The organism is Enterococcus sp. AMC1623 (assembly GCF_058216495.1).
This window is the reverse complement of sequence record NZ_CM177096.1, coordinates 2,044,926-2,066,935: the sequence shown is the minus strand read 5'-3', so window position 1 is coordinate 2,066,935 and position 22,010 is coordinate 2,044,926. Positions and strand designations below refer to the sequence as shown.

Sequence of the window (22,010 nt, the reverse complement as noted above, 5' to 3'; positions counted from 1 at the left end):
TAGTAAAAAATACCTAAAAAGCGCGATAGATGCGATTTTTTTTGTTATAATGAAAGCGCAACATGATTGAAGGGGGAAAACACATGACAGCATTAGAAAAATTGCAAAATGGTTCAGACATTCGCGGTATTGCGATTGCGACCGAAGAGTATCCAGCTAATTTAACACCAGCTGCGATGGAAAAAATTGCTTCAGGTTTGATTCATTGGTTACGTACCAAAGTAGATGAGACACCGCTTGTTGTTGGAATTGGGCAAGACAGTCGTTTAAGTGGAGCCAGTCTAAAAACAGCCTTAATTGATGCGCTGACTCGTCAAGGAGTGGATGTAATTGATTTTAATTTAGCGACAACTCCCGCAATGTTTATGAGTACACAATTTCCAGAATTTGCTTGTCATGCAGGTGTCATGCTGACAGCGAGTCACTTACCTTATTACTTTAATGGTGTCAAAATATTTAGTCGCCAAGGTGGCGCTGAAAAAGAAGATATTCAATTTATTTTAAGTCATACCGATGAAATTAACGCCGAAAAAGGCAGTGTGCGCCAAGCCGACATTTTAACACCGTATGCCAACGATTTAGTTCAAAAAATTCGTCAAGGAATTGAGGGCGCACCGCAAGAACCATTAAAAGGATTAAACATTATTGTAGATGCTGGAAATGGCGCTGGCGGTTTCTTTGCAGATCAAGTGTTAGCACCATTGGGAGCAGATACAACTGGTTCGCAATTTTTGGAACCAGATGGGAATTTTCCTAACCATATTCCCAATCCAGATAACAAAGAGGCGATGGCAAGTATTCAAGCAGCTGTTTTAGCAAATCAAGCCGATTTAGGTGTTATTTTTGATACGGATGTCGATCGTTCAGCAGTTGTTACTAAAACGGGAGATGTGTTAAATCGAAATAATTTAATTGCTGTCTTGAGCCGAATTGTGTTAGCTGAACATCCTGGAACAAGTATTGTAACCAATTCGCCAACCACAGACCATTTAAAGGCCTTTATTGAAGCCCTAAATGGGAAACAGGTTCGTTACATTTCAGGGTATCGGAATGTCATTAACAAAGCGATTCAGTTAAATGAAGCTGGTGTTGATTCTCAATTAGCTATCGAAACGAGTGGTCATGCGGCCTTTAAAGAAAATTATTTCTTAGATGACGGTGCCTATGTGATTGCCAAAATTCTAATGTTATTGCCACAATTACAAGCTGAAAATCAAACATTGGAAGGTTTAATTGCTGATTTAAAACAACCCGCCGAAGCACAAGAAGTACGTTTTAAATTGGAAGCCGATGAATATCGTAAACTAGGCGAAGCAGTGATTCAAGATCTTGCTAACCATCAAGTTGCTGGTTGGACGGTTGACCCTGAAAACGATGAAGGTATTCGCTTTAAACTATCAGATGATTTTGGATCTGGTTGGTTCTTATTGCGCATGAGCTTGCATGAACCACTCTTAGTTTTACAAGTAGAAAATGATGAAGCTGGCATTATTCCAAGTGTCTTACGTGAAATTCATCAATTTTTAAAGGCTTATGAAGAGGTTAATCAAGAAAAATTATTGCCACTTATTTAAATAAAAAGTCAAGAATTTTAGAAATAGAATTCTTGGCTTTTTTGTATGGATTATCAATGGTCTAAATACTAGAAATTTGGTACAGTAAAGAAGACAAGGAGGCACGAACATGGCAAAAATTATGATTGTAGAAGACGAAGCAGTGATTCGTCAGTTAATTATGGAAGAATTAGAAAAATGGCAATTTGAAACATTTGGGACGACTGATTTTCATCAAGTTTTGTTGGATTTTAAAACCGAAGACCCTCAATTGATTTTATTGGATATTAATTTACCAGTGTTTGACGGATATTATTGGTGTCAAAAAATTCGTGAGATCTCAAAAGTTCCAATTATTTTTATTTCAAGTCGAAATACCAATATGGATATGATTATGGCGATGAATATGGGAGCGGACGATTTTATTACTAAACCATTCGAACTCGATGTGTTGGTTGCCAAAATTAATGCATTGTTGCGTCGATCATATAATTATGTTGAAAACAATAGCGAGACAATTAGTCACAATGGTTTAGTATTAAATGTGGATAACGGTAGTGTTGACGTAAATGGGGAAGTGATTGATTTAAGTAAAAATGAATATCGTTTATTGTATATCTTAATGAAAAATCATGGGAAAATTTTGAGTCGCGAGAAATTATTACGCGCACTATGGGACGATGAACGCTTCGTGGATGATAATACGTTAACGGTGAATATCAATCGATTGCGTCGTAAAATCGAACAAGCAGGAGTCGAAGGATATATTGAGACGAAGGTTGGTCAAGGCTATATTATTCCGTGAGGTGAGCGATGAATATTTTTAACTATTTAAAAGATCAGTGGTGGGTATTTATCGGCTGGTTTCTTTTTGTGGTGCTAACCATGTTTGTTATTTGGCTATCACCTGGTGTGCAGCTAAGTACAGGGACATTTTGGTATTTAATTTTAATGCAAAGTGTGGTTTTAGGCATTATGTTAGCTGTTCATTATTTATCGAAGCGACGTTGGTGGCAAGAGCTTTCCTTTCACAAAGGCGATAGTGTGTTGCAAAAATATCTTTCAACTGCCAGAAGTAAAGAAGAGCGTTTAGAACAAGAATTTATTAACCAAGTCATTCGTGAACATCAAGAGAATATGCAACAGGTAGTCACCAACCAAGACGAACAAAAAGATTATATTGATTCATGGGTCCATGAAATCAAGGTACCGTTAGCAGCTAGTCAGTTATTATTACGCTCGATTGAATTTGATATTGATGATAATAAATACATTGCATTAGAAAATGAATTGCATCGCATTGATGAATATGTTGACCAAGTTCTTTATGTCGCTCGTTTGGATAGTTTTACGAAGGATTATTTAATTCAAGAAACATCCCTTAAACAAATAATTCAACCTGTCTTACGGAGTCAAGCCAATTATTTTATTCAAAAAAATATTCGTTTCACTGTAGAAGGCGAGGATCAGCAGGTATTGACTGACCCAAAATGGATTAGTTTTATTTTTCGCCAGTTATTGAGTAATGCAATTAAATATACATTGGAAAATGGCACCATTACGATTCATTTGCAAAAGAAACGCGAAGGGGTGCAATTGGAAATTGAAGATAGCGGTATCGGTATTCCAGAAGAGGATATGCGGCGAATTTTCGATAAAGGATTTACTGGACAAAATGGTCGAAACGCGCAGACGCATTCAACTGGACTTGGATTATATTTGGCTAAAAATTTAGCGAAGCAACTAGGAGTGGAGTTAACCGCAGAATCTGTAGTGGGTATCGGCACCAAGATGATCTTATTTTTCCCTATGCTAAGTTACTATGAAGAAGAACGCTAAAAGTTCTCTCATATAACACATGTTACTCTTGTCATAATCAGGCATTCATTGTTAGACTAATACGGTATTTTTATTAATTTTTAACAGAATGGAGTTCATATGACTATTTTAATTGCGTTAGTACCAATGCTTGCTTGGGGAAGTATTGGGCTAGTTAGTGGGAAAATTGGTGGCGATGCCAATCAACAAACATTAGGAATGACGATTGGTGCGTTTCTATTTTCTCTCGTATTATTTATTACTTTACAACCAACCATCACCCCGTGGATTTGTTTGATAGGCTTCTTATCTGGACTATTTTGGTCTGTTGGACAAAATGGACAATTCCATGGCATGAAATACATGGGGGTATCGGTGGGATTACCTATGTCAACTGGGATGCAGCTTGCATTGAACACTTTAGCAGGAGCTGTCTTTTTCCATGAGTGGACGCAAACCCGTGATTTTACGATTGGAATCTTAGCGTTATTCTTCTTAGTGTTTGGTGCGTATTTAACTGCTCGCCAAGATGATGAAAAAGAAAAAACCGGTCGTTTCTATGATTTTGGTAAAGGATTTAGAGCCTTAATTTTTTCAACAATTGGATATGGTGCCTACACGATTATCATTACGTGGGCAGAATTAGATCCATTGGCAATTATTCTCCCTCAAAGTATGGGGATGATAGTTGGTGCCAGTATGTTTGCCTTTAAAAAAGTAACTATTGATTCTTTCGTGTGGAAAAATATGGCTTCAGGGTTACTATGGGGTATCGGTAATATTTGTATGTTGATGACCGTCCAACAAATCGGTTTAGCAATTGGCTTCTCTTTATCACAAATGGGAATTATCATCTCGACATTAGGCGGTATTTTTATTTTAGGAGAAAGTAAAACGAAGAAGGAGTTCCGTTATGTGATTCTGGGTTGTTTCATGGTCATCATTGGCGGATTATTGTTAGGTTACTTAAAGGCAGCGTAATAAGGACTTAACAGATGGAGGACACATGAAGATATTTAGAAAAAAGTCAGTGAATAAACAGGTCGTAAGCTATTTAACGAAAGAGCTAACGCTAAAAGATTTGATTATGCTTGGAATTGGCGCGGTCATTGGTACCGGCATTTTTGTAGTAACAGGACAAGCGTCAGCCAATTACGCAGGACCTGCATTAAGTGTTTCATTTATTGTTGCTGCGATTGTTGTGATATTAAGTGGTTTATGTTTTGCTGAATTTGCCTCACGAGTTCCCATTTCTGGTGGACCATACGGCTACATGTATGTCGTTTTTGGAGAATTAAGTGCCTGGATGGCAGGTTGGTTTTTAATTTGCGAATACATGTTAGCTGTGTCATCGGTTGCGTCAGGCTGGTCTGGTTATTTGCAAGGCTTTTTGGGAAGTATTAACCTTTCGTTGCCAAAAGCGTTAACTGCCAGCTACAATCCCCAAGAAGGCACCTATATTGATTTGATTGCTGCATTAGTCGTCGTCTTTATCACCTTGTGGGTAACTCAGGAAGCGAAAAAAGCTTTACGATTAAATAATTTGATGGTTTGGGTGAAATTTGGCATCATCATTTTATTTATTGCAGTAGGTGTTTTCTACGTGGATCCTACTAATTGGCAACCTTTTATGCCCAATGGAATGAAAGGGATAATGGATGGTGCCGCTTTGGTATTTTTTGCTTTCTTAGGATTTGATGCCATTTCAATGGCTGCAGAAGAAGTAAAAAATCCTCAAAAAGATATTCCTAAAGGGATTATTGGGGCAATTGTGATTGCGACATTGCTGTATATCACCGTAACCATGATTTTAACCGGAATTGTGCCGTTCGAACAATTAGGAATTGGTGATCCTGTTGCATTTGCGATGCGTTATGTTGATCAAGGAGTGGTTGGTTCCATTATTTCTGTGGGAGCAATTTTAACCTTATTAACCGTAACTATTTCGATGTTGTATTCGTTAGCACGTTTGATTTATGCAATCAGCAAAGATGGTTTGTTACCTAGCTTTTTACAAAAGATTGATGAAAAACGTCGAACACCTAAAAATGCCACCTATGTAGCAGGTGGAATTGCTTTATTCTTTGCGGCAGCTTTTCCCTTGACGATTTTGGCAGAGTTAACAAATATTAGCGCATTAGCGTGTTTGGTGATGATGTCTTTAGGGATTTTACGCTTACGCAAGCAACTGGGGACACCTAAAAAAGGAGAATTTCAAGTCCCTTTTGTACCCTTATTACCGATTATATCAGTGATTGCCTGTGTTTTTTTAATGACACGTTTTAGTGCAGTCACATGGATTGTTTTTGGAATTACGATTGCTTTAGGATTACTTATTTATTTTGTGTATGGGTATCAACATAGTCACTTAAATAAAAAATAAGACTGCTGGCACGTTAAAGGTGCCAACAGTTTTTTTTGTTTTAGCAGGCGGAAATTTATCTGTGTTACACTAGAAGTAGCGAAAAGGAGGAGCGATATGAAAAAGCGAACCAAAAACATCTTGATTGCCATTGCTGGACTGATTACAGGTTTTATCTTGTCGTATATTTTTAGAACGTTCTTTTTTTAGAAGCTAAAAAAGAACCAACTACTATTTAAGTAATTGGTTCAAAAAATTAATTTTGATTGCCAGATGTAATTTCTAATAGACGTTGTTTTAAATCTTCTTCCATCATCCCTAATTCAACTTCGGCATTACGGCGTTTTTCTTTTCCTTCTTGTTGAATACGCAAGGTTTCTTGAATAGTTTCTACTAGATCATTTTGTGTTTGTTGTAAGGTTTCAATATCAACAATGCCACGTTCGTTTTCACGAGCAGTTTCAATGGCAGAAACTTTCAACATTTCTGAGTTTTTACGCAATAAATCATTCGTTGTTTCAGAAACTTGACGTTGCGCAGTAGCGGCATCTTTTTGACGTAATAAAGTTAAAGCAATTACTACTTGGTTTTTCCATAAAGGAATTGCTGTATTAATTGATGCGTGGATTTTTTCTGCTAATGCTTGGTTTGTATTTTGAATCAAGCGAATTTGTGGTGCTTGTTGAATGGTAATTTGACGTGCTAAACGTAAATCATGTGTTCGTTTGTCTAAACGATCTAAAAATTGTGAATAATCATTCGCAATTTGCACATCCATTTGATCGCCAGTTTGACGAGCTTTTTCTAAGGCTTCAGGAATGATAGTTGTTTGTAATTCTTCCATTTTTAATTCACCGGCTGCGATGTAGATGTTTAAAGCATCGAAATAATCTTTATTTTTATTATAAAGTTGTTCCAGCATTAAATTATCTTTTAACAAACCTTCTTTTTCTTTGTCTAACTTCACCGCAACTTTATCAATTTGGGCACCGATTTTTTGATATTTTGCAGTAATTTCAAAGATAGATTGTTTAACTTTACCAAACATACGCTTAAAGATACTACCTTCACCAGCACGTAAATCATCAGGATTGGCTTCTTGTAAACGATACATTAATTCTGTCAATGAATCACCCACTGGACCAATATCAGCCGCTTGCACATGATTTAACATTGATTGAGAGAAATCGCTTAACTTTGTTTGAGCAGCGGCACCATAAGTAATTACGGCTTGTTGGTCAGTCGCATCGATTTTTGACGCTAATTCTTTGGCTTGTTGTTGACGGCTTTCTGGTAATTGGTCAATTAATCTAGGTGCTTTTTGTTGCTCTTGTAAAGATGAAATCTCTTGTTTTTGCGTAGTTGTTAATGAGTCTAAATTTGGTGCAAATGGATCACTTAATAAATCTTCTAATGTATCAGTCACATCTGTCTTAGGTGTGTCAGTCATATATGTAGTTCCTCCTTTGATAGAAACCTTGTTTTATTCGAGAGAAATGAGACAAAAGATTTCTTTTATCTCACTTCTTCTTTATATTGATTTTCTCTTTTTATGCTTTGTTTGGCAATTGATAACTCTACATCTAATTCTTCTAAATCATCCGATACAAATTTTTGGTAATCTTGTTTGATTAATGAAGCCATTTGATCGATGATTTGGATACTTTCTTCCATTTTTTCATATGTGTCACGACTTTTAATTTCGTGATTATTGATTTCTAAATATTTATCAGTTAAATCAACCATATTTGGTAAGTGAGTATAAAGAAAATGACTTGCTTCGTTTAAACGAGTTGGTTCTTTGACTAATTCTTTAAATAAAGCTTTTGCTGCTCTAATTGTATCATGACGTAAATCAATTGCCTTCAATTTGGCATTTTGACTAATGTTGGCTTGTAATTTTTCAATTTCTGTTTTCGCTTGATTTAATGTTTCACGGAAAAATTCAATCTCACGATAAGACATCCCACTGTCCAGATAAGTTTGTTCCCGTTTTTTGGACAAAACAGGCAAGCTATTGTTTGAAACGGGTGCTGATTTTCCTTTGAAACCATACACAACCAGTAGAACGCCACCAATTAGTAAAAGCACAGGGAAGTAATCGGATAACATCGTGCCAAAAACAATTGCACCGATAGTGACAAGACCAATAACAGTCCAAGTTGAACGTTTCATTTGCTCATTCCTCCTAAATTTATTGGATACAACATGCTGTTTTAAATTTGTTGTTGTTATAAATTTATTTTAGCATGTAACTGAAAATAAAAGTATCCGACTTGCGGTGGATTTTTATGAATTTAGGAAATTTATAAGAAATGTTTGTATTTCAACCGATGTATTTGTTAAGAAATAAAACTTAAAATACAAGTTTCCGCATCACTACTTATTTCGACTAAATATTTTTCATTGCGTTGTAAATTTGGTAAAGCTTGCTGTGTATTTGGTTCAAGCGTATATTCACCGATTTTTTGATTATCAGAAAGACGAGTAATTCGCAGACTAACTGACGCCGTCTCTGAACCATTAACCACTGATTTTATTCCTAATAAAGCTCGCGTAGAAAGGTAAGGAACTGTTTGCTCTTTTGTATCTGTAAAAGAAGCAGGAAGCCATTCTTCTCGTTTTTCTTGTGGAATTTGAGTGATAGAAACCTCATGTGCGGTCATAATTTGTGAAAAATTGGAGCCTTGATACGTTAAAGCCAATCCACCGATTAAGAAAAAAATAACGGTAAGTAATCCTAAAATAAGATAACCTTTTAAGCGATTTTGTTTTTGTTCATGAGTAATTTTTTTGACCACTGAAGTATCTTTAGAAAATAAGTTTTCAAGTGGTACATCAAATAGTCGGCTGAGAGAAACCAAATAGTCCAAATCAGGAAAACTTTTGCCGCTTTCCCAATTAGAAATCGTTGTACGTGAGACAGCCAGTTTGTCGGCTAGTTCGTGTTGCGTCCAATTGTTATCTATGCGGTATTGTTTTAATTGTTCTCCAAGGGATTTCATCGCTTTCCTCCTAGCGTATTTACGGCTACAGTAATTGCTTATTATTCTTATTATAGAGGAATTATGAGGGTTTTTCTATTCGTAATTTAATTTTCTGCTCATTTTATCGAGAAAATAACGCAATTTTCTTCATTTTATTTATAAAACTCTATCTTAGGTCTTAGGAAATCTCATCTTTTCTATGGTAAACTAAGTGATAATGAATAAATCAAGAAAGAATGGTGACACAATGCTTCGTTATGAAGATTTTGAAGAAAAAACAATTACACGTAAAGAAATTTTTCACGGGAAAATTATCGATGTTGCATTAGATGAAGTTCGCTTACCAGATGGCCAAACAGCGAAACGTGAACTGGTTTTTCATCCAGGAGGAGTCGGTGTGTTAGCGTTAACTGATGAAAATAAAATTGTTTTAGTCAAACAATTTAGAAAACCTTTAGAACAAGTTATTTTTGAAATTCCTGCAGGGAAAATTGATCCTGGTGAGGGACGCCATCCAGAAGAAACAGGCGCACGAGAATTAGAAGAAGAGACAGGCTATCGTGCTGAGAGCATGGAACATTTGGCATCTATGTATTTATCACCAGGTTTTGCTAATGAATTATTGCACGTCTATTACGCTAAAAATATAAAAAAAGTTGATAATCCATTGGCACAAGACGAAGATGAAGTTTTAGAAGTTTATGAATGGACATTGACAGAAGCAAAACAAGCGATTCAAGAGAAAACAATCTGTGACGCTAAAACAATTTTTGCGATTCAGTATTGGGAATTGTTGATTGCTCAAGGGAGGGTATAAGATGGCGAAACGTCCTTTAGTGACACGATCAGAGTTACGGAAAAGAAAAGATGAAAAAGAAGCCGCTTTAGAGCGCAATCGTCAAATTATAAAGAAACCAAAAAATAAAGAAGTTCCTTTAAAAAAATCAACGGAACAAGAAACAAAAAAAGCCAAAACAAAAGAAAAACAACCAACAAATTATTATCGAAAAGAATTAAAAAAAGAGACATCGAAAAAAACACGTACGAGTGAGCAACAACGTTCTCGTGAAATGAACACTTTTTTAATTAAAAGTATTGTGATTGTAGGGCTGTTGCTTGTCGTCGTGATGATGATGATCTTTTTCTTATAAAGGAGTAGACGAATGAAAATTGGAATTATTGGAGCGATGGCACAAGAAGTTGCTGTTTTAAAAGAAAATTTAGCAGATATGCAAACATGGGAAAAAGCTGGCGCAACATTTTATTCAGGGACATATGCCGGTCATGAGGTAATTGTTGTTCAATCGGGCATTGGAAAAGTCTTATCTTCATTAACAACTAGCTTATTAATTCAGCAATATGAGGTAGATGCTGTTATCAATACGGGGTCAGCAGGTGGCATTGGTACTGGTCTAGCAGTGGGGGATTTAGTTATTTCTGAAAAATTAGCTTACCACGACGTAGATGCCACTGGTTTTGGTTATGCCTATGGACAAGTTCCTGGAGGGATGCCGTTGTATTACGAAGCAGATGCTCAGTTGATACAAGCAATCGAAAGAGCTGCTGAAAAAACCAAGCATCAGGTGAAAAAAGGTCTGATTGTGACAGGAGATTCGTTTATTGCCGATTCTGAGAAAATTCGTGCTATTTTGGAACATTTTCCAGAAGCCTTAGCTTGTGAAATGGAAGGAGCGGCAATTGCTCAAACAGCGATGCAATTTGATGTGCCTTTCTTAGTGATTCGCGCAATGAGTGATACTGCTGACCACGAGGCAACTCAATCATTTGATGAATTTATCGAGGTTGCAGGGAAACGTTCAGCAGAGATGGTCTTGGCTTTTGTGGAGGCTTTAGCATAGGAGGAAAAGATATGAAAGCATTGATTTCGATAGATTATACCAATGATTTTGTTGCAACAGATGGCGCATTAACGACCGGTGCAGCTGGTCAAGTAATTGAAGAAACGCTAGTAGCTCAGACGAAGGCTTTTATCGAGAATGGTGATTTTGTGGTCTTTGCGATTGATCGACATGAACTAGATGATAATTTTCATCCAGAAAATAAATTATTTCCACCCCACAATTTAGCGGGCACTGCTGGACGGGAACTATATGGTAGTTTGGCGCCGTTATACGCGAAGCATCAAGAGGATAAAAATGTCTATTGGTTGAATAAACGCCATTATTCGGCATTTAGTGGTACCGATTTAGATATTCGTTTGCGTGAACGTCAGATTACGGATATTTATTTAACGGGTGTATGCACTGATATTTGTGTCTTGCATACAGCAGTTGATGCGTATAATTTAGGCTACACTATCCATATTATTGAAAAGGCCGTTGCTAGTTTTGATCCGCAAGGTCATGAATGGGCATTGCGTCACTTTAAAGGCAGTCTAGGCGCAACTGTCGAATAATAAAACAACCATCCGTAGTAGATAGAGTGAGTAATTCTTCTATCCACTACGGATGGTTTTTAGTTTACCAAATTTCTACACGATTTTCAGGTGCACGATACATAGCATCTTCTGTTTCAATGCCATAAAACTCGTGGAAGTCTGCTAAATTTTGTAATTGAATATTTGCCCGTAATTTAGCAGGTCCGTGCACATCGACAGAAAGTAGTAATTGTTGGTATTGTTCTTTGGCTTTCGTACGCCAGATTTTGGCCCAGTTGGTAAAGAAATCGTCTAATGAAACGTCCGCCTCTTTTTTCGCTGCTTCTAATGCACAACTTAATCCGCCTGCATCCGCAATGTTTTCAGAGACGGTTAATTTCCCATTAACTTTGCCACCAGCAATTTCCAAGCCGTCAAATTCGGCAATCATTGCTTCAGCTAATTGATTGAAGTGTGCTAAATCCTCTTCAGACCACCAGTTATTCAGATTACCAAATTCATCAAACTTAGCGCCATTGTTATCAAACGCATGTGAAATCTCATGAGCGATTACTGCTCCAATACCGCCATAGTTGGCACTTGCCGATTGTTCGACACTATAAAACGGCTGTTGTAAGATGGCTGCTGGGAAGACAATGACATTCATCATGCCACTATAATAGGCATTGACGGTACAAGCTGCCATGCTCCATTCGTTGCGATCAACGGCTTGTTTTATTTTAGCAAAACGAGCTTCCCGAGCTAGACGTGAGAAATGCCGGACGTTGCTGACAAGGGTGCCACCTTCTTCAGCTGTTTGGGTGATAAATAAATCATAGACGGCTGGAATTCTATCGGGATAACCGACATGGACACCGATGTTATTTAGTTTAACAATCGCTTTTTCACGAGTGGCAGGACTAAGCCATTCTTTTGTTGATAAGCGTTCTTTATACACATCAATCATTGTGTGGACCATATGTTGGACATCTTGCTTCGCTTGATCGCCAAAATATTTTTGCCCGTAATATAAACCGATTACTTGCCCAAATTCACCTAATGTTAAGTGATACGCTGCTTTTTCTTGCGACATGGCTTCGTCAATACCTGAAAGGAAACGACGATAGGTACCACCTAATTGGCGCAAATCTTCACTTAAATAGCTAGTATAAGCTAAGATTGTTTGGATATACATCCAACTTTTTAATAGTGGTAGATTTTCCTCATTCATAATTTCATCCAAGGCTTCAAAATAAGCAGGTTCTGTCACAATCACTTGCTCAAGAGGAACAGCCACCAATTCGCCAATTACTTTTACAAAGTCGAGCTGTTCAGAATAGGCAGCAACCTCAGTAAGTTTTTTAGGATTGTAAGCTTTGGTGTAATCGGCACTTTCTTCTGCACTTAATACATGAGGCGCAATCGCTTTATCAAATGCTAATGCTTGTTCAGCAATGGTTTCTGCTTCGGGAAGCGTTCTGCCAAATTTTTGCAATAATTTAACAGACATTTCAAAGAATACTTGCAATAATTTTTCGGCTTTGGGATGTCCGTCTTCATAATACGTTTTATCTGGCAAAATTAAGGAAGTTGGATTCAAGTACAAGGCATGCTCAGTTGTATTTTTCATATCAGGCATGACAAAAAAATAGAACGGTAAAGGTAAGCCTTCTTTAATCCAATTACTTAATTGATGATTTAATTCTTCAAAAGAAGATAACGCAGCGACTCGTTTCAACAAGTCAGCAATGGGCTCATCGGCTAATTGATTTCTGGTATCATAATCACGTGCTAGTTGATAAAATTTTACAGCGTCTTGCATGCGATTTTCAGGGATGGCTAATTCATTTTGACTCATTTGATTAAGTTCATTGATTAAACGTTGGTCAATCCCCTCAACTAAATCTTGGAAACCACCTGTTGCTGGTTTGTCAGCTGGAATGACCGCTGTTTTGATCCAGTCTCCATTGACATACTCGTAAAAATCTTGTTTTTTTAAATCTGTCATTGTTTTCACTCCATTTCATTCCCTTATTATGATACAGTTGAAGCAAACACGCAAATGAAGGAGACAAAGAATGAAAAAAGATGAATGGATCGGCATTCCCGAAGAACGATTTAGAGCGTACCGCCAATGGACAACGCCTCAAGGTTATCTTTGTGGAACCCATGCGGCCGCTGTTTTACTAGCGTATTATCAAGATTATCTTGATGAAGAAGTTATTCCAACATATATTCGTCAGAAAAATAGTCGCCAATCAAAAGCACTAGTGAAATTTTTACAGTTATTTATTCAGCGCTATGGCTTGCCAACAGTAGCATGGCAAGTAGCGCATGGCTTATCTGCGTATTTTGATTATACTGATAAAAAACTACGTGCTCGTATGACAATGGCGGGTGGTTGGCAACGTGCAGTGAAGCGAATTGACCAAGGAAAACCAGTTGTAGTCGGGGTTTTAAAAGTTTTAGGTAGCACGTATGGCAACCATTGGGTAACCGCCTACGCATATATGGAAACAAGTGAGGGAGAACGTTTTTTGAAAGTTCATGATAATTGGGGCAATTATAATAAAATTATTCCTGCAAAATGGGTCAACGGTACAGTGTCACTTCCTTGATATCATGCAGAGAATCATGCTAAACTAAATCGGTAAAGTGTGTTAAAATGAAAAAAAATTCTATTGGAGGATCACATGGTCGAAAAATATCACGATGAATCGTTGAAAATCTTTAGTTTAAATGGAAATGTTCCATTAGCAGAAAAAATTGCAGAAGTATTTGGTTGTAAATTAGGAAAATGTGACATCAAAAAATTCAGTGATGGTGAAATTGCTATCAGTATTGAAGAAAGTGTCCGTGGTGCACATATTTACATCATCCAATCAACGAATCAACCCGTAAATGATTACTATATGGAATTAATGATTATGATTGATGCTATGAAACGTGCAAGTGCTAAAACAATTAATATTGTATTGCCTTATTATGCGTATGCTCGTCAAGACCGTACAGCAAAACCTCATGAGCCAATCACTGCTAAATTAATTGCTAATATGTTGGTAGAAGCAGGAGCAACACGTTTGTTAACACTTGATTTGCATACTGTTCAAGTTCAAGGGTTCTTTGATATTCCGGTAGATAATTTATTTACAAGTCCATTGTTTGCGCATTATTACAAGGATAAAGGATTTGATGGTGATGACTATGTTGTTGTTTCTCCGAAAAATAGTGGTGTGCAACGTTCAAGAAGCTTAGCTGAGTATTTGAATACAACGCTAGCAATTGTTGACCAAGATGATGAGTTAGAAAATGGTGGGTATGTTATCGGTGATGTTGCTGGTAAGACCTGTATCATGGTTGATGATATTTTAAATTCTGGAAAAACATTTGCACAAGCAGCTCGTCTATTGAAAGAAGCTGGTTCTGGCGATATTTATGCATGTGCATCACATGCATTACTTTCACCACCAGCTAAAGACACCTTAAATGGAGCACCAATAGAAGACATTTGTGTGACTGATTCTTGTTTGACGGATGAATCACGTCATCCAGAAAATTTAAGTTATGTGACTTGTTCGAAATTAATGGGTGAAGCAGTAAAACGAATTCACGAAAACACACCAATGAGTCCATTATTCAAACTAGATGACGAAAATTATTTATAAAAAAAGGAACCAATCAAAGAAGAACTGTGCCTCTTCTTCTTTGATTGGTATTTTTCATAATTTTGTTATAATAATGTTATTAAAAAAGAAGGTGACAAAATGACATATTTAGATCATGCTGCAACCACACCCGTGCGACCAGATGTTGTAGAAAAAATGAGTGAAGTAATGCTGGAAGTTGTCGGCAATCCCTCGAGTATTCATCAATATGGCAGACGTGCGCATGAATATTTGGAAAATGCTCGTCAAATAATTGCGGATAGTTTAGCAGTAAACCCGCATGAAATTATTTTTAATAGTGGTGGAACAGAAGGAGACAATACTGTATTGATTAATACAGCTCTGGGACGCCAAACAGAAGGAAAACATATTATCACTACCGCCATCGAACATCCAGCTATTTTACGAACAGCAGAATATTTGGAAACACTGGGATTTGAGGTGACGTATCTGCCCGTGGATAAAAGCGGACAAATTCTCCTGACTGATTTAGAAGCAGCGTTGCGTCCAGATACAATTTTGGTATCGATCATGGTTGCGAATAATGAAACTGGAAACCTATTACCTATTCAAGAAATTGGCGAATTATTAGCAGAACATCCGGCTTGGTTTCATACAGATGCTGTTCAAGCTTATGGAAAAATACTATTGCAACCCAAAGAATGGCACATTGATTTGTTAACCGTTTCAGGCCATAAAATTAATGGACCTAAAGGAATAGGGTTTCTTTATAAAAGTGATGATGTACAGTTAAAGCCGTACCTTCATGGTGGTGAACAGGAAGAAAAACGTCGTGCGGGTACTGAAAACTTAGCGGCGATTTGTGGAATGGCACAAGCAATTAACGCTTTGACGCCAGAAGTTCAACAACAACAACAACAGACCTATGCGGAATTTTCCACGTATGTAATTGACCAATTAACGAATGCAGGTGTTGATTTTCATTTGAATGGAGATCAAACCAATAAATTAACGCATATTTTAAATTTGCGTTTTCAAGGGGTTCCAAGTGATTTATTGTTAATGCATTTAGATTTAAAAGGATTTGCCGTTTCAACAGGTTCTGCGTGTACTGCAGGAAATGTTGAACCTTCACACGTTTTAGAAGCTATATATGGAAAAAATGCACCAGCCATTCGCGAGTCTATTCGTATTAGTTTCGGTTATGGAAATACGCAAGCAGAAATTGAAGACTTTGTGGCCGTGTTAATTGCTTCTGTCCAACGTTTGAAAAGAGACTAGTCAAACCTCTCAGAACCCTTTATAATGAGAATAAATGAACAAGATGAGGTGAAAAAATGGCATTTCAAGAAATCGATACAGTCTTAGGCGCAGAGGTGAGTTACCGTTTAGCACCAACTGCTAAGCGTTATACCTTACGCGACAATGGCTTTACTGAAACAAAAGGCGGGAATTTTCAGTTAATTCGTCCGCTAGAAGCAACACCACAAAGCAAAGAAGGCTTTAAATTAAAAATTACAGTTGATAAAGACATCCAAAAAATCAAAATGTCAGTGACAACTGCTAACGGCTTAAAAGCTGTCAATATTTTTAAAGATTCAGCGAATGATTTATTACAAGAAAAATTTTATTTCTTAATGGACGGTTTTATCAGCCGTGGACTATTTGAAAAAGTGTAAGAACAAAAAGATATGTAAGGCAACGAATATCCGAACTATTTTTAATGAGAATTGTTAGTTCTTGTAGGTTATGAAAAAGACCTGCTAGACGCTCATAGCAATCTCTAATAGTTCGGGTATTTTCTTGTCAATTTGACTTAAGACACAAGCTGTTTAGTTAAACAGTGCGAAAAATGTCCATATCAATGGACATACAAAAAAGATTGCGCTTACAAAAATGCGCTATAGTATGTACAAGGAGTTGATGATATGCAGCTGAGCAAAAGAGAAAATCATTTGTTAGAACTATTGATAAAAAATGACATGACTCTAACAGCACAAGAACTCGCCAGTTTTGCTCATGTCTCTACTAAAACAATTTATCGAACCATCAAAAGAATCAATGACGAGTTTCCCAGTGGAGACATTATTATTTCTGAAGTCGGAAGAGGTTTTCGTTTGGACTACGAGAAATATTTGAGAGAGAGTCGCGAAGGAAATGTAGAACGAATGGACGAAGCACGTAATCGACGCAATAATATTCTGTTGACGCTACTTTTTAAATCGCCAAATTCAGTAAGCATTAGTGAGTTGTTTGAACCTTATTTTGTTACGGAGACTGTTATTATACAAGATTTAAAAAAAATGCAGTCATTTTTGAGAACCTATCAATTAGAAATTCGAAAAAAGAAGCAACGTTTATCAATACTTGGTGGAGAAAAAAATATTCGCAAGACAGTTAACTATTTAATCGGACAAGAAAATTTAATCAATGACACATTTTTAGCAGATGCTAAAAATGTAAATGCTTACGATATTGATTATATTACTTCCTTACTAGAATTTATTGAAAAAAAGTTGAACACGACGATTAGTTATCCTTATAATATCAATATTTTTTCACATCTCTATATTTTATTGAAGCGTAGTCGAGAAGGGGCCATTTCTAAAAAAATAGATAATACCTTAGATGATAGTGAAAAAAAGTTGATTGTGAAATACCAGTCTCTCTACGATGTATCAGTCGAAGTTGTTCAACGAATGTCAGGGTATCTAGGGACAGCTTTAGCTGAAATTGAATCCTTTTTCTTGTTTCAATATTTACTTTCTTCCCGTTTAGAGAGTTACTATACGAATGTTATTGCTAAAGAGGAAGAAGCGATTGAACTCACTGCCTTTTTTATGGAAGAGATGAGGCAACTGATTGGTACAGAAATCGATATCGATGAATATCAGGAAGACTTGATTAGCCATATTGCTCCTTTATTATATCGCTTAAAAAATGAAATCGTTATCAAAAACGAGTTGCTAAAAGATATCCGTTTAGAATATCAGAGTATGTTTCAATTTGTCTCGCAAGTATCCAGGAAAGCTGAGCAAACATTTCAATTATCCACAATTAGTGATGATGAAATTGGTTTTTTAGTATTGTATTTCGTACGCTACAAAGAAATACAGAAACGAAAGAAACGCATATTGATTATGTGTAGTAGTGGTGTAGGGACATCAGAACTATTGAAAGTGAAGGTTAGAAAAGCGTTTCCCGATTTGGAAATTGTAGATGTATTATCTTCTAAAAAATTTAGTAAGAACTTAGAGCAATATGAAGATATTGATCTTATACTCACAACCATTCATTTTACATCACCTACAACGATACCAACGATTTTAGTTAACTCTGTTTTTACAAAACAAGATGAGGAAAGAACAAAGAAAATTTTAGGAGGAATTGGTAATGGATCAACATTTAACAGAAAATTTCAGCATAGCTAATGTTATTACAGAAGACTTAGTAAATTTAGAATTACAGGCAACTACAAAAGAAGAGGCACTTAAAGAGTTAACCCAACTTCTTTATCAAAATAAGTTAATTACAGATGTGGCAGGCTTTTTGGAAGATGTGTTCAATCGCGAAAAGGAGGGGATGACGGGACTAGGACAAGGTATTGCGATTCCACATGGCAAATCAGATTGCGTGACCAAAACATCACTTGTTGTTGGAAAAACGCAGCAACCTATTGAATGGGAGTCATTAGATGAGGAACCAGTGAATGTGATTATTTTATTTGCTGTTAGAAATGTAGAAGCGAATACATTACACATTAAGCTGTTGCAGAAAGTAGCGATGTTACTAGCAGATGAAACGTTTATTGAAGACTTACATCAAACCACCACCAAAGAAAAAATGATTGAGTTATTGTCTAAGGAACCTGAATAGTCGAATGCTTAAATGGAAAAATGAGGAGGAACTAAAATGAAAATTGTTGGCATTGCTGCTTGTACATCAGGCATTGCGCATACGTATATTGCAAAAGAAAAACTAATCAAAGCTGCTCAAGCGCTAGGTCATGAAATTCATATTGAAACGCAAGGCACAATTGGAACAGAAGACGAATTGAAGCAAGCAGATATTGATGCTGCCGATATTGTGATTATTGCTGCCGATATTAAAGTAGGTGGGAAAGAGCGATTTAAAGGAAAAAAAGTAGTAGAAGTACCGACAAGTTTAGTTATTAAAGCACCAAAAGGATTAATCAATAAAATAGAAGAACAATTATAAAGGAGACAGGCTTATGTTGCGTAAATTAGAAATAAAAAAACACGCTTTAACAGCTATTTCTTATATGTTGCCAGTTGTAGTAACAGCAGGTTTATTGATTGCTATTGGGAATTTAACTGGTGGACAAGTAATTAGCGATTATTCTACCAATTATTCTGTATCAGATGCACTTGTTTCTCTAGGTGTCTTAGGAATGGGCTTACTAGCACCTGTTATTTCTGCTGCGATTGCCTATTCGATTGCAGATAGACCAGGAATTGGGCCAGGGTTATTTATGGGGCTAATTGCTAATTCTATTGGCGCAGGTTTCTTGGGAGGAATGTTGGGTGGTTACATTGTAGGTTTCTTCGTTTTATTTCTAGTGAAAAATCTTAAAGTACCGAAATGGGCGCAAGGATTAATGCCGATGATGATTGTACCAGTTACATCGACGATTGTGGTTGGTTTAGCGATGTATTTCGTTATTGGTGTACCGATTGTGTGGGCGACAAATGCTTTAACTGAATTTTTAACCAATCTTCAAGGGTCTGGAAAATTCTTGTTTGGCTCAATTGTGGGTGGTATGGCGGCCTTTGACTTTGGAGGTCCTGTTAATAAAGTGGCTTCTCTCTTCGCAGATGGGATGTTGTTAGAAGGAATTCAAGAACCGGAAGCAGTCAAAATCCTAGCGTCTATGGTTCCGCCGTTTGGTGTAACATTTGCTTGGATTTTATCGAAGGTATTCAAGAAACCAAAATTCTCACAAGGAGAAGAAAACAATATTAAAATTGCGTTTCCAATGGGCTTGGCAATGATTACAGAAGGTGTGATTCCAATTGCAGCAGTCGATCCACTACGAGTAATTGCTTCATGTACAATCGGTGCTGCGATTGGTGGTGGGCTGAGTATGAGTTGGGGAGTGGGGTCTCCTGTGCCATCAGGTGGTGTTTTCATCATTCCGGCGATGACTGATCCATTGAAGTTCACGATTGCATTATTAATTGGTTCGGCAATTACGGGGATTCTGCTGTTTGTTCTCAAAAAAGAACCAGTTGAAGAGGTAGAAGATGTCGAGGAAGAAGAAGTAGACTTTTCTTCCATCAAAATTTCTTAGGAGGTTATTATGTACGTTTCTATGAGAGAAATGTTAGCTAAGGCGAATAAAGAAAAATATGCGGTATTAGCAATTAACTGTTTTAATTTAGAAACAGCAAAGGCAGTCATTGAGGCTGCCGAAGAAATGCATTCGCCAATTATTATTGATTTATTACAAGATCATCTAAAAATGCATTTGGATCACCGCTATTTAACACAACCAATTATTCGTATGGCTAACAATGCTAAAGTGGAAGTTGCGATTAATCTGGATCATGGACAAGATATAGCATTTGTTAAGCAATGTTTACATGAAGGATTCTCAAGTGTCATGATGGATGCTTCCATGTATCCATTGGAAGAAAATATCCGTATTACGAAAGAAATTGTAAAGTTTGCGCAACAATTTAATGCCAGTGTTGAAGCTGAGGTTGGTGATTTAGGGGTGGTAGATGGAAATCAATGGACCAATACAGAAATGTATACAGATCCGGACGAAGCAATCTATTTTATTCAAGAAACAGGAGTAGATTGTTTGGCATTATCTTATGGCTCAACACATGGAGATTATCCTGAAGGGTATGTGCCAGAATTCCGATTTGACATTGTAGAAAAAATTAAAGCAGCAACTAATTTGCCATTGGTTTTACATGGAGGATCGGGTGCAGGGGAAGCAAACATTCGTCAATCCGTTGCATTAGGAATCAACAAAATTAATGTGGGCTCTGATTTTATGAAGGCACAATCGTTAGAAATTCAGAAATGTCTCGCTGAAGATCCAACGATTGGCTATCCTGAGCTAATTCATGGAACAATTGCAGCAGGTAAAAATGTTGTTAAGAAGTATATTGAGATAGCCGGTTCCAAAAATAAAGCATGATAAAAAAAGATTGGAGAGTACGTAAATATGTTAATTAATATGAGCCAAATGTTAGAAATTGCCAAAGAAAATCGATTTGCTGTGGGAGCATTCAATGTCGCAGATAGTAACTTCTTGCGCGTAGTTATTGAAGCTGCAGAGGAAAATGATTCACCTGCTATTATTGCGGTGCATCCAACTGAACTTGATTTTGTCAAAGATGAGTTCTTTCAATATGCTGTTTCTCGTGCGAAAAATAGCAGTGTACCTTTTGTGATTCACATGGATCATGGAGATAGTTTAGCTAGTATCATGCGTGCGATTCATTGCGGCTTTACGTCAGTGATGATTGATGGTTCTCTGTTACCGTTTGAAGAAAATATTGCGGTAACAAAAGAAGTCGTGGATGTATGTAAAACGATTGGAATTTCGGTTGAAGGTGAATTAGGAACAATTGGCAATACAGGAACCACAATTGAAGGTGGGGTATCGAAGGTTATTTATACGAAACCAGAAGATGCGGAAGAATTTGTTGCCAAAACAGGGATTGATACATTAGCTGTAGCAATCGGAACAGCCCATGGCATTTATCCAAAAGATGTCAAACCAGAACTAAAAATGGATGTATTGGAACAAATCAAAGATCGAGTAGATATTCCCTTAGTATTACATGGTGGTTCAGCCAATCCAGATGAAGAAATCGCACGAGCTGTAGAAATTGGCATTCAAAAAATAAATATTTCATCTGATTACAAATATGCCTTTTATAAAAAATGTCGTGAAATTTTGGCTAGCACCGAGTTATGGGATCCCAATGCTATTTATCCAGAATGTATTGATGCTGCCAAAGAAGTGGTTAAACAAAAAATGGGATTATTCAATTCTATTGGAAAAGCAAGTATTTACCGAGAAATTCATGAAAAACCATTTAGACAAGCATTTAATTAACATCTTGATTAGGGATATCCGTCTGTTTAACAGATGGGTATTTCTTTTTGAGGAATAAACAATTAAGAGAAAATAAATAGGAAATGAAAATAATCAACAAACGTGAAATTCTTTTTAAACTACTGTATAATAGCAACTACTGAAAAAGTAGCGACCTTCAAATCGTGGATGTTTCAGAATCTATATTG

23 protein-coding genes are annotated in these 22,010 nt (G+C 36.7%); 19 read left to right on the top strand and 4 right to left on the bottom strand.

Annotation, left to right across the window (positions count from 1 at the left end; translation table 11 throughout):
• The first annotated feature begins 83 nt into the window (after nucleotides 1-83).
• The 5 genes from AC4BC7_RS10035 to AC4BC7_RS10015 all read left to right on the top strand — a co-directional run bounded on the left by AC4BC7_RS10035 (nucleotide 84) and on the right by AC4BC7_RS10015 (nucleotide 5,754).
• A complete protein-coding gene (locus AC4BC7_RS10035; protein ID WP_490502769.1) occupies nucleotides 84-1,574 on the top strand; it encodes a phosphohexomutase domain-containing protein in 1,491 nt (496 codons plus the stop codon).
• Between the two features lie 109 nt (nucleotides 1,575-1,683).
• A complete protein-coding gene (sapR, locus tag AC4BC7_RS10030) occupies nucleotides 1,684-2,358 on the top strand; it encodes a two-component system response regulator SapR (protein ID WP_207871607.1) in 675 nt (224 codons plus the stop codon).
• Nucleotides 2,359-2,366: 8 nt separating this feature from the next.
• Nucleotides 2,367-3,392: a two-component system sensor histidine kinase SapS gene (gene sapS, locus AC4BC7_RS10025; RefSeq protein WP_207871606.1), complete on the top strand. Its 1,026-nt coding sequence runs from the start codon at nucleotides 2,367-2,369 to the stop codon at nucleotides 3,390-3,392.
• 99 nt (nucleotides 3,393-3,491) lie between these two features.
• Nucleotides 3,492-4,352, top strand: a complete 861-nt coding sequence (locus AC4BC7_RS10020; protein WP_207871605.1) for a GRP family sugar transporter — start codon at nucleotides 3,492-3,494, stop codon at nucleotides 4,350-4,352.
• Between the two features lie 25 nt (nucleotides 4,353-4,377).
• On the top strand, nucleotides 4,378-5,754 hold the full coding sequence (locus AC4BC7_RS10015; RefSeq protein ID WP_490502768.1) for an amino acid permease: 1,377 nt from the start codon (nucleotides 4,378-4,380) through the stop codon (nucleotides 5,752-5,754).
• 235 nt (nucleotides 5,755-5,989) lie between these two features.
• Here the strand turns inward: AC4BC7_RS10015 and AC4BC7_RS10010 are convergent, their stop codons facing one another.
• The 3 genes from AC4BC7_RS10010 to AC4BC7_RS10000 all read right to left on the bottom strand — a co-directional run bounded on the left by AC4BC7_RS10010 (nucleotide 5,990) and on the right by AC4BC7_RS10000 (nucleotide 8,738).
• Complete coding sequence (locus AC4BC7_RS10010; RefSeq protein ID WP_207871603.1) at nucleotides 5,990-7,183, bottom strand: toxic anion resistance protein; 1,194 nt, start codon at nucleotides 7,181-7,183, stop codon at nucleotides 5,990-5,992.
• 65 nt (nucleotides 7,184-7,248) lie between these two features.
• Nucleotides 7,249-7,908 (bottom strand): 5-bromo-4-chloroindolyl phosphate hydrolysis family protein, encoded by a 660-nt coding sequence (locus AC4BC7_RS10005; protein ID WP_207871602.1) that lies wholly within the window; start codon nucleotides 7,906-7,908, stop codon nucleotides 7,249-7,251.
• 167 nt (nucleotides 7,909-8,075) lie between these two features.
• Nucleotides 8,076-8,738: a helix-turn-helix transcriptional regulator gene (locus tag AC4BC7_RS10000; RefSeq protein ID WP_490502767.1), complete on the bottom strand. Its 663-nt coding sequence runs from the start codon at nucleotides 8,736-8,738 to the stop codon at nucleotides 8,076-8,078.
• Nucleotides 8,739-8,967: 229 nt separating this feature from the next.
• Here AC4BC7_RS10000 and AC4BC7_RS09995 point away from each other — a divergent pair, with 229 nt between their 5' ends.
• Genes AC4BC7_RS09995 through AC4BC7_RS09980 form a run of 4 tightly spaced genes read left to right on the top strand, consistent with a single transcriptional unit; the run spans nucleotide 8,968 to nucleotide 11,136 of the window.
• Complete coding sequence (locus tag AC4BC7_RS09995; RefSeq protein ID WP_207871600.1) at nucleotides 8,968-9,537, top strand: NUDIX hydrolase; 570 nt, start codon at nucleotides 8,968-8,970, stop codon at nucleotides 9,535-9,537.
• A 1-nt stretch (nucleotide 9,538) separates the two neighbouring features.
• The gene (macP, locus tag AC4BC7_RS09990) at nucleotides 9,539-9,871 is read left to right on the top strand and encodes a cell wall synthase accessory phosphoprotein MacP (protein ID WP_207871599.1); all 333 of its coding nucleotides are present in this window, start codon (nucleotides 9,539-9,541) and stop codon (nucleotides 9,869-9,871) included.
• 12 nt (nucleotides 9,872-9,883) lie between these two features.
• Complete coding sequence (locus AC4BC7_RS09985) at nucleotides 9,884-10,579, top strand: 5'-methylthioadenosine/adenosylhomocysteine nucleosidase (protein ID WP_490502766.1); 696 nt, start codon at nucleotides 9,884-9,886, stop codon at nucleotides 10,577-10,579.
• Nucleotides 10,580-10,590: 11 nt separating this feature from the next.
• The gene (locus tag AC4BC7_RS09980; protein ID WP_207871597.1) at nucleotides 10,591-11,136 is read left to right on the top strand and encodes a cysteine hydrolase family protein; all 546 of its coding nucleotides are present in this window, start codon (nucleotides 10,591-10,593) and stop codon (nucleotides 11,134-11,136) included.
• Nucleotides 11,137-11,200: 64 nt separating this feature from the next.
• On the opposite strand, the gene AC4BC7_RS09975 is transcribed toward AC4BC7_RS09980, so the two are convergent.
• Complete coding sequence (locus AC4BC7_RS09975; protein ID WP_490502765.1) at nucleotides 11,201-13,105, bottom strand: M13 family metallopeptidase; 1,905 nt, start codon at nucleotides 13,103-13,105, stop codon at nucleotides 11,201-11,203.
• Nucleotides 13,106-13,175: 70 nt separating this feature from the next.
• On the opposite strand from AC4BC7_RS09975, the gene AC4BC7_RS09970 reads away from it, so the two are divergent.
• The 10 genes from AC4BC7_RS09970 (at nucleotide 13,176) to AC4BC7_RS09925 (ending at nucleotide 21,822) form a co-directional block, all read left to right on the top strand.
• Complete coding sequence (locus AC4BC7_RS09970; protein WP_490502764.1) at nucleotides 13,176-13,715, top strand: C39 family peptidase; 540 nt, start codon at nucleotides 13,176-13,178, stop codon at nucleotides 13,713-13,715.
• A gap of 75 nt (nucleotides 13,716-13,790) precedes the next feature.
• Complete coding sequence (locus AC4BC7_RS09965; RefSeq protein WP_490502763.1) at nucleotides 13,791-14,762, top strand: ribose-phosphate diphosphokinase; 972 nt, start codon at nucleotides 13,791-13,793, stop codon at nucleotides 14,760-14,762.
• A 99-nt stretch (nucleotides 14,763-14,861) separates the two neighbouring features.
• Complete coding sequence (locus AC4BC7_RS09960) at nucleotides 14,862-16,004, top strand: cysteine desulfurase family protein (RefSeq protein ID WP_490502762.1); 1,143 nt, start codon at nucleotides 14,862-14,864, stop codon at nucleotides 16,002-16,004.
• A gap of 56 nt (nucleotides 16,005-16,060) precedes the next feature.
• Nucleotides 16,061-16,402: a DUF1831 domain-containing protein gene (locus tag AC4BC7_RS09955; protein ID WP_207871592.1), complete on the top strand. Its 342-nt coding sequence runs from the start codon at nucleotides 16,061-16,063 to the stop codon at nucleotides 16,400-16,402.
• A gap of 249 nt (nucleotides 16,403-16,651) precedes the next feature.
• Entirely contained in the window at nucleotides 16,652-18,154 is a 1,503-nt protein-coding gene (locus AC4BC7_RS09950; RefSeq protein WP_490502761.1) for a BglG family transcription antiterminator, read from the top strand.
• The gene (locus tag AC4BC7_RS09945; RefSeq protein WP_207871590.1) at nucleotides 18,117-18,599 is read left to right on the top strand and encodes a PTS sugar transporter subunit IIA; all 483 of its coding nucleotides are present in this window, start codon (nucleotides 18,117-18,119) and stop codon (nucleotides 18,597-18,599) included. The genes AC4BC7_RS09950 and AC4BC7_RS09945 overlap by 38 nt, the downstream gene beginning before the upstream one ends.
• Before the next feature lie 36 nt (nucleotides 18,600-18,635).
• Complete coding sequence (locus tag AC4BC7_RS09940; protein ID WP_207871589.1) at nucleotides 18,636-18,941, top strand: PTS fructose transporter subunit IIB; 306 nt, start codon at nucleotides 18,636-18,638, stop codon at nucleotides 18,939-18,941.
• Nucleotides 18,942-18,954: 13 nt separating this feature from the next.
• Nucleotides 18,955-20,034, top strand: coding sequence for a PTS fructose transporter subunit IIC (locus AC4BC7_RS09935; protein WP_207871588.1), 1,080 nt, complete (start codon nucleotides 18,955-18,957; stop codon nucleotides 20,032-20,034).
• A 9-nt stretch (nucleotides 20,035-20,043) separates the two neighbouring features.
• The gene (locus AC4BC7_RS09930) at nucleotides 20,044-20,895 is read left to right on the top strand and encodes a class II fructose-bisphosphate aldolase (protein ID WP_207871587.1); all 852 of its coding nucleotides are present in this window, start codon (nucleotides 20,044-20,046) and stop codon (nucleotides 20,893-20,895) included.
• Between the two features lie 27 nt (nucleotides 20,896-20,922).
• Nucleotides 20,923-21,822 carry a ketose-bisphosphate aldolase gene (locus AC4BC7_RS09925; RefSeq protein ID WP_207871586.1) on the top strand — a complete coding sequence of 300 codons (900 nt, stop codon included), beginning with the start codon at nucleotides 20,923-20,925 and terminating at the stop codon, nucleotides 21,820-21,822.
• The last annotated feature ends 188 nt before the right edge of the window (nucleotides 21,823-22,010 follow it).

Bases quoted from the DNA above. Each gene is read 5' to 3' on its own strand.
- AC4BC7_RS09940 (WP_207871589.1), top strand. From the start codon at position 18,636: ATGAAAATTGTTGGCATTGCTGCTTGTACATCAGGCATTGCGCATACG.
- AC4BC7_RS09950 (WP_490502761.1), top strand. From the start codon at position 16,652: ATGCAGCTGAGCAAAAGAGAAAATCATTTGTTAGAACTATTGATAAAA.
- AC4BC7_RS09960 (WP_490502762.1), top strand. From the start codon at position 14,862: ATGACATATTTAGATCATGCTGCAACCACACCCGTGCGACCAGATGTT.
- AC4BC7_RS09995 (WP_207871600.1), top strand. From the start codon at position 8,968: ATGCTTCGTTATGAAGATTTTGAAGAAAAAACAATTACACGTAAAGAA.
- AC4BC7_RS09975 (WP_490502765.1), bottom strand. From the start codon at position 13,105: ATGACAGATTTAAAAAAACAAGATTTTTACGAGTATGTCAATGGAGAC.
- AC4BC7_RS09965 (WP_490502763.1), top strand. From the start codon at position 13,791: ATGGTCGAAAAATATCACGATGAATCGTTGAAAATCTTTAGTTTAAAT.
- AC4BC7_RS09970 (WP_490502764.1), top strand. From the start codon at position 13,176: ATGAAAAAAGATGAATGGATCGGCATTCCCGAAGAACGATTTAGAGCG.
- AC4BC7_RS09930 (WP_207871587.1), top strand. From the start codon at position 20,044: ATGTACGTTTCTATGAGAGAAATGTTAGCTAAGGCGAATAAAGAAAAA.
- AC4BC7_RS09925 (WP_207871586.1), top strand. From the start codon at position 20,923: ATGTTAATTAATATGAGCCAAATGTTAGAAATTGCCAAAGAAAATCGA.
- AC4BC7_RS09955 (WP_207871592.1), top strand. From the start codon at position 16,061: ATGGCATTTCAAGAAATCGATACAGTCTTAGGCGCAGAGGTGAGTTAC.
- AC4BC7_RS10000 (WP_490502767.1), bottom strand. From the start codon at position 8,738: ATGAAATCCCTTGGAGAACAATTAAAACAATACCGCATAGATAACAAT.
- sapS (WP_207871606.1), top strand. From the start codon at position 2,367: ATGAATATTTTTAACTATTTAAAAGATCAGTGGTGGGTATTTATCGGC.
- AC4BC7_RS09945 (WP_207871590.1), top strand. From the start codon at position 18,117: ATGGATCAACATTTAACAGAAAATTTCAGCATAGCTAATGTTATTACA.
- AC4BC7_RS10015 (WP_490502768.1), top strand. From the start codon at position 4,378: ATGAAGATATTTAGAAAAAAGTCAGTGAATAAACAGGTCGTAAGCTAT.
- sapR (WP_207871607.1), top strand. From the start codon at position 1,684: ATGGCAAAAATTATGATTGTAGAAGACGAAGCAGTGATTCGTCAGTTA.
- macP (WP_207871599.1), top strand. From the start codon at position 9,539: ATGGCGAAACGTCCTTTAGTGACACGATCAGAGTTACGGAAAAGAAAA.
- AC4BC7_RS10020 (WP_207871605.1), top strand. From the start codon at position 3,492: ATGACTATTTTAATTGCGTTAGTACCAATGCTTGCTTGGGGAAGTATT.
- AC4BC7_RS10035 (WP_490502769.1), top strand. From the start codon at position 84: ATGACAGCATTAGAAAAATTGCAAAATGGTTCAGACATTCGCGGTATT.
- AC4BC7_RS09980 (WP_207871597.1), top strand. From the start codon at position 10,591: ATGAAAGCATTGATTTCGATAGATTATACCAATGATTTTGTTGCAACA.
- AC4BC7_RS10005 (WP_207871602.1), bottom strand. From the start codon at position 7,908: ATGAAACGTTCAACTTGGACTGTTATTGGTCTTGTCACTATCGGTGCA.
- AC4BC7_RS09935 (WP_207871588.1), top strand. From the start codon at position 18,955: ATGTTGCGTAAATTAGAAATAAAAAAACACGCTTTAACAGCTATTTCT.
- AC4BC7_RS09985 (WP_490502766.1), top strand. From the start codon at position 9,884: ATGAAAATTGGAATTATTGGAGCGATGGCACAAGAAGTTGCTGTTTTA.
- AC4BC7_RS10010 (WP_207871603.1), bottom strand. From the start codon at position 7,183: ATGACTGACACACCTAAGACAGATGTGACTGATACATTAGAAGATTTA.